The organism is Streptomyces sp. 7R007 (assembly GCF_054850255.1).
On sequence record NZ_JBTWMV010000031.1, the window covers coordinates 1 to 14,438 of the forward strand.

The 14,438-nt window shown below is 74.2% G+C and carries 14 protein-coding genes; 9 read left to right on the forward strand and 5 right to left on the reverse strand.

Going from position 1 to position 14,438, the window contains the following annotated elements:
* Nucleotides 1–115: 115 nt before the first annotated feature.
* Nucleotides 116–1,600 carry a class I adenylate-forming enzyme family protein gene (locus ACYF6T_RS31160; protein ID WP_461700646.1) on the reverse strand — a complete coding sequence of 495 codons (1,485 nt, stop codon included), beginning with the start codon at nucleotides 1,598–1,600 and terminating at the stop codon, nucleotides 116–118.
* A complete protein-coding gene (locus ACYF6T_RS31165; RefSeq protein WP_461700647.1) occupies nucleotides 1,600–1,848 on the reverse strand; it encodes an acyl carrier protein in 249 nt (82 codons plus the stop codon). The genes ACYF6T_RS31160 and ACYF6T_RS31165 overlap by 1 nt, the downstream gene beginning before the upstream one ends.
* 341 nt (nucleotides 1,849–2,189) lie before the next feature.
* Between ACYF6T_RS31165 and paaA the strand changes: the two genes are divergently transcribed.
* From paaA to kynU, 9 genes are all read left to right on the forward strand, one after another.
* Nucleotides 2,190–3,203 carry a 1,2-phenylacetyl-CoA epoxidase subunit PaaA gene (gene paaA, locus ACYF6T_RS31170; RefSeq protein WP_461700648.1) on the forward strand — a complete coding sequence of 338 codons (1,014 nt, stop codon included), beginning with the start codon at nucleotides 2,190–2,192 and terminating at the stop codon, nucleotides 3,201–3,203.
* Nucleotides 3,200–3,511 carry a 1,2-phenylacetyl-CoA epoxidase subunit PaaB gene (gene paaB, locus ACYF6T_RS31175; protein ID WP_461700650.1) on the forward strand — a complete coding sequence of 104 codons (312 nt, stop codon included), beginning with the start codon at nucleotides 3,200–3,202 and terminating at the stop codon, nucleotides 3,509–3,511. Before paaA ends, paaB begins: the two co-directional genes overlap by 4 nt.
* On the forward strand, nucleotides 3,492–4,295 hold the full coding sequence (paaC, locus tag ACYF6T_RS31180) for a 1,2-phenylacetyl-CoA epoxidase subunit PaaC (RefSeq protein ID WP_461700651.1): 804 nt from the start codon (nucleotides 3,492–3,494) through the stop codon (nucleotides 4,293–4,295). The genes paaB and paaC overlap by 20 nt, the downstream gene beginning before the upstream one ends.
* Nucleotides 4,289–4,804: a 1,2-phenylacetyl-CoA epoxidase subunit PaaD gene (gene paaD / locus ACYF6T_RS31185; RefSeq protein WP_461700724.1), complete on the forward strand. Its 516-nt coding sequence runs from the start codon at nucleotides 4,289–4,291 to the stop codon at nucleotides 4,802–4,804. Before paaC ends, paaD begins: the two co-directional genes overlap by 7 nt.
* 8 nt (nucleotides 4,805–4,812) lie before the next feature.
* Complete coding sequence (locus ACYF6T_RS31190) at nucleotides 4,813–5,964, forward strand: 2Fe-2S iron-sulfur cluster-binding protein (protein WP_461700652.1); 1,152 nt, start codon at nucleotides 4,813–4,815, stop codon at nucleotides 5,962–5,964.
* A gap of 51 nt (nucleotides 5,965–6,015) precedes the next feature.
* The gene (locus ACYF6T_RS31195; RefSeq protein ID WP_461700653.1) at nucleotides 6,016–6,792 is read left to right on the forward strand and encodes an SDR family oxidoreductase; all 777 of its coding nucleotides are present in this window, start codon (nucleotides 6,016–6,018) and stop codon (nucleotides 6,790–6,792) included.
* A gap of 71 nt (nucleotides 6,793–6,863) precedes the next feature.
* Nucleotides 6,864–7,712 carry a tryptophan 2,3-dioxygenase gene (locus tag ACYF6T_RS31200; protein WP_461700655.1) on the forward strand — a complete coding sequence of 283 codons (849 nt, stop codon included), beginning with the start codon at nucleotides 6,864–6,866 and terminating at the stop codon, nucleotides 7,710–7,712.
* A complete protein-coding gene (locus ACYF6T_RS31205) occupies nucleotides 7,702–8,550 on the forward strand; it encodes an alpha/beta hydrolase family protein (protein ID WP_461700656.1) in 849 nt (282 codons plus the stop codon). Before ACYF6T_RS31200 ends, ACYF6T_RS31205 begins: the two co-directional genes overlap by 11 nt.
* The gene (gene kynU, locus ACYF6T_RS31210) at nucleotides 8,547–9,800 is read left to right on the forward strand and encodes a kynureninase (RefSeq protein ID WP_461700657.1); all 1,254 of its coding nucleotides are present in this window, start codon (nucleotides 8,547–8,549) and stop codon (nucleotides 9,798–9,800) included. Before ACYF6T_RS31205 ends, kynU begins: the two co-directional genes overlap by 4 nt.
* A gap of 14 nt (nucleotides 9,801–9,814) precedes the next feature.
* Here kynU and ACYF6T_RS31215 read toward each other — a convergent pair whose 3' ends face one another.
* The 3 genes from ACYF6T_RS31215 to ACYF6T_RS31225 form a co-directional block, all read right to left on the reverse strand.
* Nucleotides 9,815–12,418 (reverse strand): alpha-L-rhamnosidase-related protein, encoded by a 2,604-nt coding sequence (locus tag ACYF6T_RS31215; RefSeq protein ID WP_461700658.1) that lies wholly within the window; start codon nucleotides 12,416–12,418, stop codon nucleotides 9,815–9,817.
* Between the two features lie 156 nt (nucleotides 12,419–12,574).
* Nucleotides 12,575–13,432 (reverse strand): DMT family transporter, encoded by an 858-nt coding sequence (locus ACYF6T_RS31220; RefSeq protein ID WP_461700659.1) that lies wholly within the window; start codon nucleotides 13,430–13,432, stop codon nucleotides 12,575–12,577.
* Nucleotides 13,433–13,537: 105 nt separating this feature from the next.
* Nucleotides 13,538–14,434, reverse strand: a complete 897-nt coding sequence (locus ACYF6T_RS31225; RefSeq protein WP_461700660.1) for a hypothetical protein — start codon at nucleotides 14,432–14,434, stop codon at nucleotides 13,538–13,540.
* Between the last annotated feature and the right edge of the window lie 4 nt (nucleotides 14,435–14,438).

Here is a 14,438-nt window from a genome sequence, read left to right on the forward strand (position 1 = left end):
GGCGACGGCCCGCTGACCTGGCTGCCCGCGCCAGCCTCGTCGTCGGCGACGGTCGCGCCCCGGCCCCGGTACCACCCGTCCGGCACCGCATGGCCGCGCGCACCGCGGGCCACGCTCAGGCCCGCAGCAGCTTCTTGATGATCTTCCCGGCGGGGTTGCGCGGCACCTGCTCGATGAACTCCACCCGCCGCGGGCGTTTGTAGGGCGCGAGCAGCCCCGCGACGTGGCCCAGCAGCTCCGCCGCGCTCACCGGCGCGCCCGGCTCCCGGGCGACGTAGGCCAGCGGGACCTCGCCGTAGTCCTCGTCGGGCATGCCGACGACCGCCGCGTCGTGGACCGCCGGGTGGGTCATCAGGGCGCGCTCGATCTCCGACGGATAGACGTTCTGACCCGCGCGGATGATGACGTCCTTGGTCCGGTCCACCAGGCTGATGCGGCCCTCGCCGTCGACGAAGCCCAGGTCGCCCGTCCTGGTCCAGCCGTCGAGGGTGATCTCGCGGGTGGCCTCGGGGTCGTTCCAGTAGCCCTGCATGACGCCGGGCCCGCGCACCACGATCTCGCCGATCTCGCCGCGCGGCACCTCCCGCCCGTCCCGGTCGACGGCGCGGGCCGACATGCCCGGCACGACCCGTCCGCACGGGATGCGCGCGGTGACGTCCCCCGGGGCGGGGTGCTCGTCGGGGCCGAGGGTGACGAAGGGACCGCCGACCTCGGTCATGCCGTAGACCTGCCGGAAGCCGCAGCCCAGCCGCTCCACGGCCTCGGCGTACACGTCCAGCGGCATGGGCGCGGCGCCGTAGAGGACCTCCCGCAGCGAGGAGAAGTCGGTGTGCCGCGACGACCTGGCCTGGAGCATGAAGCGCAGCATCTGCGGCACCATCCACAGGTGCGTGGCCCGGTGGCGTTCGACCGCGGTCAGCGCCCGCTGCGGGGTGAAGCCGGGCATCAGCACGATCGTGGCGCCGGCCGCCATGTAGGTGAGCGAGACGACCATGCTGCCGTGGTAGAGCGGGCAGCAGTTGACCAAGACGATGTCGTCGGTGGGCCGGGCCATGACCAGCCAGCCCAGGGCGATCGCCCGGAAGGAACCGCTGTCGACGGTGACGCCCTTGGCCTGGCCGGTCGTCGCCGAGGTGTGCAGGACGGCGATCGGGTCGGTGTCGGCCACCGGGGGCAGCTCCCGCTCGGGCGCCAGCGTGCCGAGCGCCGCGAAGGCGGGCTTGTCCAGCGCCACCCGTGTGCGCACCGACTCCGGCAGCCGGGGATGGCGGTCGAGCAGTTCCGACTCGCCAAGCACCGCCACCGCGCCGACGCGTTCGACGATGCCGGCGACCTCCGGCTCGGCCAGGCTGTGGTTCAGCGGCACGAACAGCGCGCCCAGGCGGGCGAGCGCGAAGTAGCTCTCCAGCACCTCGACGCGGTCCTTGGACAGCACGGCCACCCGGTCACCGCGCTCGATGCCCAGCTCCGCGAAGCCGCGGGCGAGTTCGGCGGTACGGTCGTGGAACTGCGCCCAGGTGACGCTGCGTTGCTCGTCCGCGACGGCGACCCGGTGGGGGAAGCACTGCCGGTTGCGCTCCAGCAGCTGCGTCAGCCACATCACGCACCGCCGGCGGCGCCGGCGACGGAACGCTCGGCCACGAACCGTTCGTAGTCGCCGATCGTGCGCAGCTTCTCCATGTCCTCGGCCGTGATCTCCACGCCGAGGCGCTGCTCGACGAGCAGCACCAGGCGCACCAGGTCCCCGGAGTCGATGCCGCTGGCGGCGAGGTCGACGTCGTCGCCGACCGCGTCCGCGTACTCGGCGGTGCCGGTGAGTTCGACCAGCAACTCCCTGATGGTGCTCATGGTTTCCCCTTTCGCCGCGGCATGCCGGAACGCCGCCGTGCGGGCCTGGACTGTCACCCCACAAGAGGCGCCCGCCGCCGCGCACACTCCCCGCAGCCGCCCGTGAGCTTTGTCACGCACACCGGTCACGGGCGGCAGGGATAGCCGCGCCGCCCGCCCGGCCTCCTTACCGGAACGAAGACACCTGCTCCGCCCGCGCCCGCCGCTGCTGCGGGACGCGGGCGGGCGCCGAACCAGGGAGTGATGCGCGTGTCCAGGCAGCCGGTACGGGTCCGGTCCGCGGCAGGACGCCCCGTGCGCCGCGCCGTCGCGGCGAACCTCGCTCGCACGGGCGGTGCCGGGTGAGCACTGACACGGCCGCCCCCGAGAACGCCGGACAGCGGGAGCTGCTCGCGCACTTCGAGGAGTTGGTCGCCCGCGGCGAGACGGTCGAACCGCGCGACTGGATGCCGGACGGCTACCGCCGCATGCTGATCCGCCAGATCGCCCAGCACGCCCACTCCGAGATCATCGGCATGCAGCCCGAGGGTGCCTGGCTGACCCGCGCTCCGTCCCTGCACCGCAAGTCGGTGCTCATCGCCAAGGTCCAGGACGAGGCCGGCCACGGCCTGTACCTGTACTCGGCCGCCGAGACCCTGGGAGTGGACCGCGCCGAGCTGCTCGACGCCCTGCACCGGGGCCGCCAGCGCGCCTCGGCCACCTTCAACCACCCGGCGCTGACCTGGGCGGACACCGGCGCCATCGCCTGGCTGACCGACGGGGCCGCCGTCATCAACCAGGCGCCGTTGTGCCGTACCTCCTACGGCCCCTACGCGCGGGCGATGCGCCGCGTGTGCCAGGAGGAGGCCTTCCATGTGCGCCAGGGGTACGACCTGATGCGCGCCCTGTGCGAGGGCACACCCGAGCAGAAGGCGATGGCGCAGGACGCGGTGGACCGCTGGTGGCTGCCCGCCGTGGCGCTGATGTTCGGCCCGCCCGACACCGAGGCGGGCGGCGCCGACGCCCGGACCGCCGCGCTGGGGGCCTCCGTCTCCCGCCGCGCGATGGCCTGGGGCATCAAACGCCACACCAACGACGAGCTGCGCCAGCGCTTCGTCGACCAGTGCGTCCCGCAGGCCGAGCGCCTGGGCCTGACGCTGCCCGACCCGGCCATCCGCTGGAACGAGGAGCGCGGCCACTACGACTTCACCCCCGTCGACTGGGACACCTACCGCAGGGCCCTGGGCGAGGACACCCACTGGGCGCGCCGGCGCGTCGACCACCGCAGGAGTGCGCACGAGGACGGCGCCTGGGTCCGGGAGGCCGCCGTCGCGTACGCCGCCCGGGCCCTCGTCCACCAGGAGGAGCACGTATGAGCGGCAACGGCGAGGGCGCGCCCGCGTCCTGGGAGGTCTTCCTGCGGGCGCGCCGCGGACTCGCCCACCAGCACGTGGGCTCGGTGCGCGCCGCCGGCCCGGACGCGGCGCTGGCGGTCGCCCGCGACCTGTACACCCGCCGTGGCGATCCGCTGTCGCTGTGGGTGGTGCGCTCGGACGCCGTGCACGCGGCCTCTCCCGACGAACGCGACCCGTACTTCGCGAACGCCCACCACAAGCCGTACCGGTATCCGGAGCACTTCCCGCCGCTCACCGAGAAAGGGCCGGATGGTGACCACCACCAGTGACCGGCGGGCGCACCCCGCCGTGGACGCCCCCGCCGACCCCGACCTCGCCGCCTACCTCCTGCGCCTGGGCGACGACGCCCTCGTGCTCGGCCAGCGGCTGTGCGAGTGGATCACGCGCGCCCCCATGATCGAGGAGGACCTGGCGCTGTCCAACATCGCCCTGGACCTCGTCGGCCACGCCCGCACCCTGCTCACCCTGGCCGGACGGCTCGACGGCACCGGCCGCACCGAGGACGACCTCGCCTTCACCCGCCATCCACGCGAGTTCACCAACACGCTGCTGACGGAACTGCCCAACGGCGACTTCGCGGTGACCATCGCCCGCCAACTCGCCTACGCCCACTACGCGTTCCTGCACTACGAGGCCCTCGCCGGCTGCCCGGACCCCGAACTCGCCGCCTTCGGCGCGCGGGCGGCCAAGGAGGTCGCCTTCCACCGCTCGCACGCCGACCGCTGGACACGCCAACTGGGCCGCGGCACAGCGGAGAGCGCACGCCGGATGCAGCGGGGACTGGAGCACGTGTGGCCCTACACCGGCGAGCTCTTCGACGAGGACGACCTCGTACGGCGCCTGGCCGCCACCGGCACCGCACCCTCCCCGGCGCCACTGCGCCCGGCGTGGGAGCAACGCGTCACCGAGGTCGTCACCGGCGCGGGACTCACCGTGCCCGCCCCCTCCTGGCAGGCCGCGGGCGGGCGTTCGGGCCTGCACACCGAGGAGTTCACCGGCCTGATCGGCGAACTGCAGTCGGTGCACCGGGAGTTCCCCGTGGGGACCTGGTGAGCGGCGGCGCGGGGACGGCGCCGCCCCTCGCCGCGGCGGAGGTGCGCAGGCGCGTGGAGGCGCTGCCCGACCCCGAACTGCCGGTGATCTCCCTCGGCGACCTCGGCGTGGTGGGCCGCGTCGGCCCGGCACCGGACGGGACCCTCGAAGTCGACATCACCCCCACCTACCTGGGCTGCCCCGCGCTGCCGGCGATCACCGCCGCCGTCCGCGAGGTCCTCGCCGCCTGCGGCCACCCCGACGGCCGGGTACGGCAGGTGCTCTCGCCCCCGTGGACGACCGACCGCATCACCCCCCGCGGCCTGCGCGCCCTCGCCGCCCACGGCATCGCCCCGCCGGAGCGCACGGCGGCCGGCGATCCGGTGCCCGTCGAGCTGGGCGGCGTGCCCTGCCCGCACTGCGGCTCGCGCGCCACCCGGCCGCACAGCCCCTTCGGCCCGTCGCGCTGCCAGTCGGTGCTGTGGTGCACGGCGTGCCGCGAGCCCTTCCCCCACCTGACCGCGCTGTGAGGCACCCCGTGAACACCGCCGCCACTCCGCCGGCCGTCCTGCGGGACACGCCCGCCGAACAGGCCGTGCGCGAGGCCACGCGCACCCGCTGGCACGCCGTCACGGTCGACGAGGTGTGCCGTCTGACCGCGGACGCCGTGGCCGTCACCCTGGCAGTGCCCGCCGGGCTGCGCGAGGTCTTCGCCCACCGGCCCGGGCAGCACGTCGTCGTCCGCCATCGCCGCGCCGACGGCGAACTGCGCCGCGCCTACTCCCTGTGCCCGCCCCCGCACGACCCGACGGCCCTGCGCCTGGTCATCAGACGCGGCGCCCCGGACGGCTTCGGCGCCCACGCCGCCCGCCTGGCACCCGGCGACCGCCTCGAACTGTCCGCCCCCACCGGCCACTTCGCCCTGCCGGAGCTGCCCGGCGCCCACCATGTCCTGATCGCCGGCGGCTCCGGCATCACCCCGCTGGCCCCGATGGCCGCCGACGTCCTGCGCCGGGACGCCACCTGCCGGGTGTCGCTCGTCCACTCCGTGCCGACCTCCGCGCACGCCCTGCTCGCCGACGAACTGGCCGCCCTGAAGGACACGTTCCTGGACCGCTGCAGCATCCTGTACGTCCTCACCCGCGACGAACAGCCGCCCGACGGCGGCCCGTTGCGCGGACGCCTCGACGCGGGCAGGCTCTCCCGCCTGCTCACCGTCCTCGGCGCCCGGCCCACCGAAGCCACCTCCTTCGCCTTGTGCGGGCCGCCGGGGATGATCGCCACCGTACGGGGCTTCCTGGCCGATTGGGGCGCCGAACCGGCGCTCGTACGCTGGGAGTTGTTCACCTCCAGCCCCACTCCCCCCGCCGCCGGCCCCGCCCCGGCCGCGGTCGCCGACGACACCGCCGGGACGACCCGCGTCACCGTCCTGCTCGACGGACGGCGCCGACAGGCCACCGTCGGACCACAGGACACGGTGATCCTCGACGCCCTGCTGCGCGCCCACCCGGACGTGCCGTACGCCTGCCGCGAAGGCGTGTGCGGCAGCTGCCGCGCCAAGGTCGTGTCGGGGCGGGTGCGCGCCGAGCGGCAGCACGCCCTCGACGACCGCGACCGGGCCGCGGGCCACACCCTCGTGTGCCGGGCCCGGCCCGACTCCCCCGAACTCGTCCTCGACTTCGACGTATGACGGCCGCCCGCGGCCGTCCCTCCCCGTCCACCCGCAGCGAAGGAGACGCACGTGAGCACCACCGCCCGCCTTGCAGGAAAGACCGCCCTGGTCACCGGCGGCAGCCGGGGCATCGGCCGGGCCATCAGCCGTCGCCTCGCACACGACGGCGCCCTGGTGGCCGTGCACTACGGACACGACCTGACCGCGGCCGAGCGGACCGTCAAGGAGATCGAGGCCGACGGCGGCCACGCCTTCACCGTCCACGCCGAACTCGGCGTGCCCGGCGACGCCGACACCCTGTGGTCGGCCTTCGACCGGGCGCTGGCGGGCCAGGGCGCGGACGGCGGCCTCGACATCCTGGTCAACAACGCGGGCATCACCGTCCCGCGCCGCATCGCCGAGGTGACCGAGGCCGACTACGACCGGGTGTTCGCGATCAACACCAAGGCGCCGTTCTTCATCATCCAGCGCGGCCTGGACCGGCTGCGGGACGGCGGCCGGATCGTCAACATCTCCTCCGTCGCCACCCGGGTCGCCTTCCCCGCGATCGTCGCGTACACCATGACCAAGGCCGCCCTCGACTACCTCACCCTCACCCTCGCCCAGGAGCTCGGGCCCCGGGGCATCACCGTCAACGCCGTAGCCCCGGGCTACACCGAGACGGAGATCAACCCCACGCTCGCCGTTCCGGAGATCCGCCGCCGCTACTCCGAGGCCTCCGTCTTCAGCCGGCTCGGCCAACCGGCGGACATCGCCGACGTGGTGTCCTTCGTCGCGAGCGACGACGCCCGCTGGGTGACCGGCCAGTGGATCGACGCGTCCGGCGGAGTCCACCTGGGCGTGTGACCCCACCCCCACCTTCCGCGGCACCCTGACGCGGCCGTCGCCTCCGCACGGCCGCAGCACCTGGAGATGCGATGAACGACCGCCCGACCGCTCTCGCCGAGCCCGGCACGGACGACACCCTGACCCGGCCCTTCACCGGCCCCAGCCCCTACGACAGCTATGTGCACGCCTCCGTCCTGAACTCCCTGCAGCAGCCGCTCACCGACGCGCCGGACGAGATGGGCTTCCTCGTCACCACCCAGGTGATGGAGCTGTGGTTCACCCTGATCGTGCACGAGTGGCGCACCGCGCGGGTGGCCTTCGCCAAGGACGACCTGCCCGCGGCGATGGACGCCCTCTCCCGCAGCCGCCGGGCTCTGACCGCCCTCAACGGATCCTGGGCGCCCATCGCCGCGCTGACGCCCGCTCAGTTCAACGGTTTCCGGGCCGCGTTCGGCAGGGCCTCGGGCTTCCAGTCGGCGATGTACCGGCACATGGAGTTCCTCCTCGGCGACAAGTCCGCCGGGCTGCTGCGCGCGCACCGCGGCGACCCGGCCGTCCACGAGGCGCTCGCCGAGACCTACCGCGAACCCACCCTGTACGACGAGGTGCTGGCCTTCCTGCACCGCCAGGGCCTGCACGTCCCCCTGCGCATCCGCGAGCGGGACCTGACCAGCCCCTACACCTCGGACCCGGCGGTGGTGGAGGTGTGGCGGCAGATCTACGCCGGGCCGCAGCACCACCCGCACCTGGCGCTCGGCGAGTTGCTCACCGACGTCGCCGAACTCGTCACCCGCTGGCGCTTCGAACACGTCCTGGTGGTGCGCCGCGCCATGGGCGCCAAGCCCGGCAGCGCCGGCTCCGCGGGCCTGGCCTGGCTGGAGAAGCGGGCCGCCCGCCCGGTCTTCCCCGAGCTGTGGGAGGTGCGCGGTGACCTCTAGGGTCGTCTCGGCCTTCGCGGCCGAGGAGGAGAAGCGGGTGCTCAGCCTGAAGCCGGTCCTCGCCCCGGTGCACGGCCGCTACGGCGACCACCCGCACCAGGTCTACGACGCCTGGCCCGCACAGGACCCCGACGCCCCGCGGGTGATCCTGCTGCACGGCGGCTACTGGCGCTACGACCGCATGCACCTGACGCCCTTCGCCGCCTACCTCGCCGAACAGGGCTTCGACGTCCTGCTGCCCGGCTTCCGCCGCTCAGGAGGCGCCGGCGGCTACCCCGAGACCTTCGACGACGTCGCCCGCATCGCCGACACCCTCCCCCAGGGACGGCCGTACATCCTGACCGGCCACTGCTCCGGCGGTCACCTGGCCCTGTGGTGCGCCGCCCGCGGCCTGCTGCCGGCCGGCTCGCGCTGGCACACCCGCACCCTGCCGACCAGCGTGCTCGCCCTGGCCCCCCTCACCGACCTCACCGCCACCCGCCGCGACGACCTCAGCAACGGCGCCGCCCTGCAACTCCTCGGCGGAGCGGAGCACTTCGAGGAGCGCCTGGCCGAAGTCGACCCCCTCACCCTGCTGCGCGGCGCCGGCACCACCGGGGTGCCCACCGTGCTGCTGCACGGCGCCGCCGACGAGGAGGTCCCCCTCACCCAGTTCTCCGACTACGCGGCCGTCCACCGCGACCTCGGCACGGTCGTCCTGCCCGGCACCGGCCACTACACCCTCATCGAACCGGGCGCGCCCGGCGCCCGCGCCGTCGCCGACACCCTGCGGAAGATGGCGGCCGCCTTCCCCGCCCAGCGCTCCGCACCGGCCCCCGAGGAGCCCGCGCACCGATGACCGTCACGCCGACGACCGACCTGACCGAGGCCGCCGCGCGCCTCGACGCCGACGACCCCCTGGCCCACCTGCGCGAGCGTTTCCTGCTCCCTCCGGACGTCGTCTACCTCGACGGCAACTCCCTCGGTCCGCTGCCCGCCGCCGTCCCGCCGGTGCTCACCGACGTCGTGACCCGGCAGTGGGGCACCGACCTGATCGGCTCCTGGAACGACAACGGCTGGTGGGAGGCGCCGTTGCGGGTGGGCGACGCCGTCGGCGCGCTCATCGGGGCCGCGCCGGGCCAGACCGTGGCGGGCGACTCCACCAGCGTGCAGCTGTACACCGCCCTGGACGCGGCTGTCTCGCTCCGGCCGGACCGCGACCTGCTCGTCACCGACCCCGGCCACTTCCCCACCGACCGCTACGTGGCCGCCGCCGTCGCCGAACGCCGCGGCCTGGACCTGCGGCGGGTGTCACCGTCCGAGCTGCCCCGCCTCCTGCGGGCCGAGGGCGACCGGGTGGCCGTCGTCAGCTACTCGCCCGTCGACTTCCGCACCGGCGAGCTGTTCGCCATGCGGGAGCTGACGCGGGCGGCCCACGACGCCGGGGCGCTGGTGGTGTGGGACCTGTGCCACGCGGCGGGGGCGATGCCGGTCGAACTGGACGCCCTCGGCGTCGATCTCGCCGTCGGCTGCGGCTACAAGTTCCTCTCCGGCGGCCCCGGCGCACCGGCCTACCTGTACGTCGCCCACCGCCACCACGAGCGGCTGCGCACCCCGCTGCCGGGCTGGACCGGGCACGCCGACCCCTTCGGCCTGGGCCGGGACTACACACCGGCCCCCGGCATCGCCCGGGCCCGCATCGGCACGCCTCCGATCCTGTCCCTGCTCGCCCTGGAGGCGGCCCTGACCGCCTTCGACGGCGTGGACCTCGCCGCGGTCCGCGCCAAGAGCCTGTCCCTGACCGGGTTCCTGCTGCGCTGCGCCGACGACCTGCTCACCCCCTTCGGTTTCACCTCCGTCACGCCGTCCGACCCCGACCGCCGCGGCAGCCAGGTCTCCCTGCGGCACCCTGACGCGCACGCCCTGACCCGCGCGCTCGCCGACCACGGCGTGATCGCGGACATGCGCGCCCCCGACCTCCTGCGCTTCGGCGTCAACGCGCTCTACACCACGCACCGGGAACTGCTCACCGCGGTGCGGTGCCTTCGGGACCTCGCCGCCGACGGCTCCTACGACGCGGCGCCGCGGACGTCGGGGCCGGTGACCTGACGTCGCCCCCGCCGTCAGACCGCGGTGGCGGTGATGTGATGGACCCCGGCGGCCAGGTCGGTGAGGGTGACGTGACCGGCGGCGACCTGCACGCCGGGGTGCGCGGCGCGGCGGCCGTTCCACACCGGGCGCCCGTCGAGCCGTACGGCCACGTCCTGCGCGGCGCCCGGTACGACGACCGTGCCGCGGGTGCCCTTCGGCGCCTGGACGGTCAGGTCGAACCGCTCGGCGGCGTTGCTCCAGCCGACCCGCAACGGGCCGTGGGGCGTGGGCAGTTGTCCCCGGGCCCAGGCGACGGTGCCGGGGCGCGGCCGCACCTCCCAGGCGGCGTATCCCGGTGACGTCGGGCGGGCGCCGAGGAGCTGGTGCGTCAGCGCGGGCAGCACGCCGGTGGACCAGCCGTGGGCCATGCTGGTGTACGCGTCCTCGTACAGCGATCCGTTGGGGCCGATGCCCTCCCAGTGGGTGATGCCGGGATCGTGCGAGTCCATCCAGCCGTAGGTGCGGCGGATCTGGTCCAGGGCGGAGTCCGCGCGGCCCGCCAGGAAGCGGGCGACGATCTCCGGGTACGAGGTGAAGGCGTACACCCGCTGGGAGGCGCCGCCGAAGAGGGTGTCGTTGTCCATGAACGCGTTGCCGTAGCGCAGCCGGGTGGTGGCGTCGAGGTGGTCGAGCAGGCTCGCGGTGCGCTCGGCGTCGGCCACCCCGGACGTGACGGCCATGGCGTTGCCGTCCTGGGCGTGCCGGACGGCTCCGGTGGCGGAGTCGAGGTAGGCGCCGGCCGACGCGTCCCACAGGTGGGTGTTGACGGCCTGGGCGACCCCGTCGGCGCGCTGCGCCCAGCGGGCGGCGTCGGCGGGGCGGCCCAGCCAACGGGCGAGCGCCGCCGCGTCGTTGAGGGCCTGCACGTAGAGGGCGTTGTAGTAGGTGATGCGTCCGGTGCGGCCGAGGAAGGCGTAATCGCCGTAGTCGGCCGTGCCGTTGAGCCCCTTGCTCAGCAGACCGGCCTCGTCGGTGACGGTGGGATACCACTGGTCCAGGACCTTCAGCAGGTTCGGGTAGTAGCGCGCCGCGTAGTCGCGGTCGCCGGTGTAGAGCACGTAGTCCCAGCTGCACGTCACCCACCACAGCGGATAGTCGAACAGGTGCAGGTCGTAGCCGGCGATGGACGCCGGCGGGATCCAGCCGTCGGCCCGCTGGTGTTCGGCGAGGTCCGCCAGGACGTTGCGGGCGGCGGCCGCCGCCTCGTCGTGGGTGAGGTACAGGGTGCGTGCCGACACGGCCAGGTCACCGACGTACGGGTCACGGTCGCGCTTGGCGCCGTCGTGCAGCACGAGCTTCCCCTCCAGCGACGCGCTCCAGGCGTTGCGCGGGTCGACGTCGTCGCGGCGGAAGGTGTCGGTGACGAGTTCGTTGGTGTACGACGCCCCGTACCAGTAGCGGTTCAGGTCCTCGTCGGAGCACTCGAACCAGCCGCGGTAGGTGTCCGGCGTGCCGAGGTAGGCGCTGAACTCCAGGGCGACGGAGTCGATCGCGACCGTGCCCCAGGGCTGTGCGGCAGGAGCGTCCGCCGCCGGCGCGTCCAGCGTGATCTTCAGGTAGCGGAACCCGTGCAGCCCGTCCGCGTACACCTTGTCCCCGGCCTGGAAGCCCTTGGTGTCCAGCCAGTCGGCGCCCTGTGCGGGCACGGCGAACTGGTCGGTGCCCTGGCCGGCGCCGCCCGCCTGGTCGGAGCGGGTGAAGTCGGAGCGGTCGGTCAGGAACTGCCGGGTCTCCGAGAAGGCGAGGCGCACTCCGGGATGGTTGTCGGAGGCCGCGGCGAAGCGGACACGGGGCCATCCCACGACGACCTTGCCGAAGTCGAGGGTCACGCTGGGCGCGACGACCGGCTCGATGGCTTCGGGCCACACCTCGTTGACGCGGGTGAAGTCGCCGCGCGGGGTGTCCTGGACGGCGGTGACGGTGATGCGGACGCCGGTGGTGGTGACCGGGGCGGTGAACGGCACCGCCCGCTGGATGACATCGTTGTCCGAGACCGTGGCGGCGGTCTGCCACCGGTCGGCCTGCCAGGTCTCCACGGTGAAGTCGGCCGGTACGCCGTCGCTGTCGGAGACAAGGGTGATGCCCGACAGCTCCTGCGGGGCGGGCAGGGTGAGAGTCAGGACGTCGGGTCCGGCGGCGATGGTGTCGTCGTTCCAGAACGTGTCCGGGTCCCCGTCGATGGCGTTGCCCGCCTCGTAGGTGCGCGGCTGCCCGTCGTTGCCGTTGTTGCCGGCGTGCGTGGACGACGCCACGGCCACCGTGCCCTCGGGCCAGCGGGTGGGGACGGGCGGCTCCTCCCGGTGCAGGACGGTGACCTGCCCGCCCGGGCGCAGCAGGGCGTCGGGGTGCTGGACGTCGCCGGTGGTGGCGATGGTCCGTACCGGTCGTACGGTGCGGGAGGCGGGCGCCTGGACGTAGCGGTGCCAGGATCTGCCGTCCGCGGCCGGCGCGGAGGCCGGTGAGGCTGCCGCCGCGGAGATCCCCGTCACGGAGAGTGCCACGGCGCCGGCGCCCGCCACGACCACCGCGCGCCGCCCCGGACCTGACTGTGCTGCCTGCTCGGCGTTCGGGTGCATGACTGCCTCATCTCCCCTGGCTCTGGCTGCCGTTGCGGTGCCCGGACTGGATTGAAACGATTCATTCCGAGTGGGCGAGGTGAAGCTACCGCAGGCGCACGCGCTCCGTACAGGCATCGCACGGCATCAATCGCCCCACGGACGCCCCAGGCGCCCTCAGCGCACGACGTCGGCCATATGGGGGACGACCCTGGTCAGCCGCAGGACACCCCACACGAGCAGGCCAAGGCCGACGGCCTCGGGCAGCAGCCACCAGCCGGTGCGGATCGTCTCCTCGAACAGGGCGACGCCCAGCAGCACGCTCACCGTCGCGTCGCCGATCGTCAGCGCGGGCTGCGAGGCGGTGAGCGGGCCGGCCTGCAGCGCGTTCTCCAGCAACAGCAGGGCCGTGACCCCGGTCAGCGCGAAGCCGTAGGTCTGCCAGGCGGCGAGGAAGGCCGACAGGCCCCCGTCGGACAGCCGGCTCGTCGCCGACTTCAGCAGGGCGGCGGTCAGGGCGTTGCCGATCGCGGCGCCCGTCGCCAGGGCGGCGGCGCGGAAGAACGGCGAGGAGGAGGACCGTACGAGCATGACCGCGGTGACGATCGCCCCCACGGTGAGCACCAGGACGGGCACCCAGCGCTGGAGCGGGGCCTGCTCGCGGTTCCCGGCCGGCGCGGAGGCGGCGAGGAGGAGGGCGAGCCCGGCCACCACTCCCGCCACCCCCCACCAGCCCTGCGCGTTCAGCCGCCGGTGCAGCAGCGGCGACGCGATCAGCAGGGCGAACGGCAGTTCGAGGATGAACAGCGGCTGGACGAGTGCCATGGGGCCGTTGACCAGGGCGAGTGCCTGGAACACGGCGGCGCCGATCACCCCGGCGATGCCGACCGACCAGGCGGGCCGCCGCACCAGGGCGAGCAGCAGGCGTACCCCGCCGCCCTGGGAGACGGTGGAGGCGGCCTTCCGCTGGAAGGCGGTGCCCACGGCGTTGCTCAGAGCGCCCAGCACGGCGAAGACCACGGCGAGCACCATCATGACTCCACCATGTGCCCCGGGCGCCGCATGTTCAGTCCGAGACGTCCGGCACACCCCGCACGCCGGTACGCCGGTGCCTGCGCCGCGCGGCCGCCCGCACCACCGCTAGGGCGACGGCTCCGTGGACCGGCCGGGCCGGCGGGTGAAGCGGCGCAGGCCCCGGCGTGTGGGCTTGAGGGGCTTGTCCTCGGGAGCGAGCACCTCCCGCCCGCAGGCGAGCGCCGGCGCGGGCTGAGTGCCGCGTTCGAGCCGGCTGCGGACCGCCTGGGCCATGGCCTGGTGCGACGGCTCCAGCAGCAGGCCCTGTGCGGACAGGTGCGCCCACATGCGCGACAGCTCCTGTCCCCTGGTCGCCACCTGGCGCTCGTCCGTCAGCCGCTGCCACGCAGCGGTGGCGCGGGCCACCTCGGGCACCGCCCGCTGGGGGTCGGTACGGCAGCGGATGCGCGCGACGGTCAGGGCGAGGACGGTGGACAGCTCGTAGTCGGCGCGCAGATACGCCAGGTACGCCTCGATCGCCCGCGCCTCCAGCGACAGTTCGTCCTCGGCTCCCCTGCGCAGCGTGAGGTGCTCGCGCAGGGCGCTGGCGAGGACGAACGCGGCGTGCAGTTCCTCGCGCTGCGCGTGCTGGATGATGCGCTCGACACGGGCCAGCGGGGGAAACGCCGCCTCCTCCGCGGCGGTCCGCTCCCGCCCGGGCGGCAGGTCCTCCTCGTCGGCGATGGTCCGGCTCGACCCGTCGGGCTGCATCCACACCCGGGCCACCTGCTGCACCGTGCGGTCGATGACGGTGGCCGCCACCGGCGCTCCCAGGGTGCGGGCGAACATGGCGACGGCGTCCAGGATCGCCTCGTTGGGCGGGCGCCTGCCGCCCATCTCCAGCAGATGACCGTTGACCACCGTCGACCCGTCCTCGGCCACGTAGGCGTCGAGGCGGATCAGCGGCGGCGCGGTGCGCGCGGGCAGGTGGTGCTCGTCACGGGGCGTCAGGGAGTGGGCCATCCGC

Coding starts and splice junctions, on each gene's coding strand:
- kynU (WP_461700657.1), top strand. CDS start 8,547: ATGACCGTCACGCCGACGACCGACCTGACCGAGGCCGCCGCGCGCCTC.
- paaC (WP_461700651.1), top strand. CDS start 3,492: ATGGTGACCACCACCAGTGACCGGCGGGCGCACCCCGCCGTGGACGCC.
- ACYF6T_RS31165 (WP_461700647.1), bottom strand. CDS start 1,848: ATGAGCACCATCAGGGAGTTGCTGGTCGAACTCACCGGCACCGCCGAG.
- ACYF6T_RS31225 (WP_461700660.1), bottom strand. CDS start 14,434: ATGGCCCACTCCCTGACGCCCCGTGACGAGCACCACCTGCCCGCGCGC.
- ACYF6T_RS31215 (WP_461700658.1), bottom strand. CDS start 12,418: ATGCACCCGAACGCCGAGCAGGCAGCACAGTCAGGTCCGGGGCGGCGC.
- ACYF6T_RS31200 (WP_461700655.1), top strand. CDS start 6,864: ATGAACGACCGCCCGACCGCTCTCGCCGAGCCCGGCACGGACGACACC.
- ACYF6T_RS31220 (WP_461700659.1), bottom strand. CDS start 13,432: ATGATGGTGCTCGCCGTGGTCTTCGCCGTGCTGGGCGCTCTGAGCAAC.
- ACYF6T_RS31160 (WP_461700646.1), bottom strand. CDS start 1,600: ATGTGGCTGACGCAGCTGCTGGAGCGCAACCGGCAGTGCTTCCCCCAC.
- paaB (WP_461700650.1), top strand. CDS start 3,200: ATGAGCGGCAACGGCGAGGGCGCGCCCGCGTCCTGGGAGGTCTTCCTG.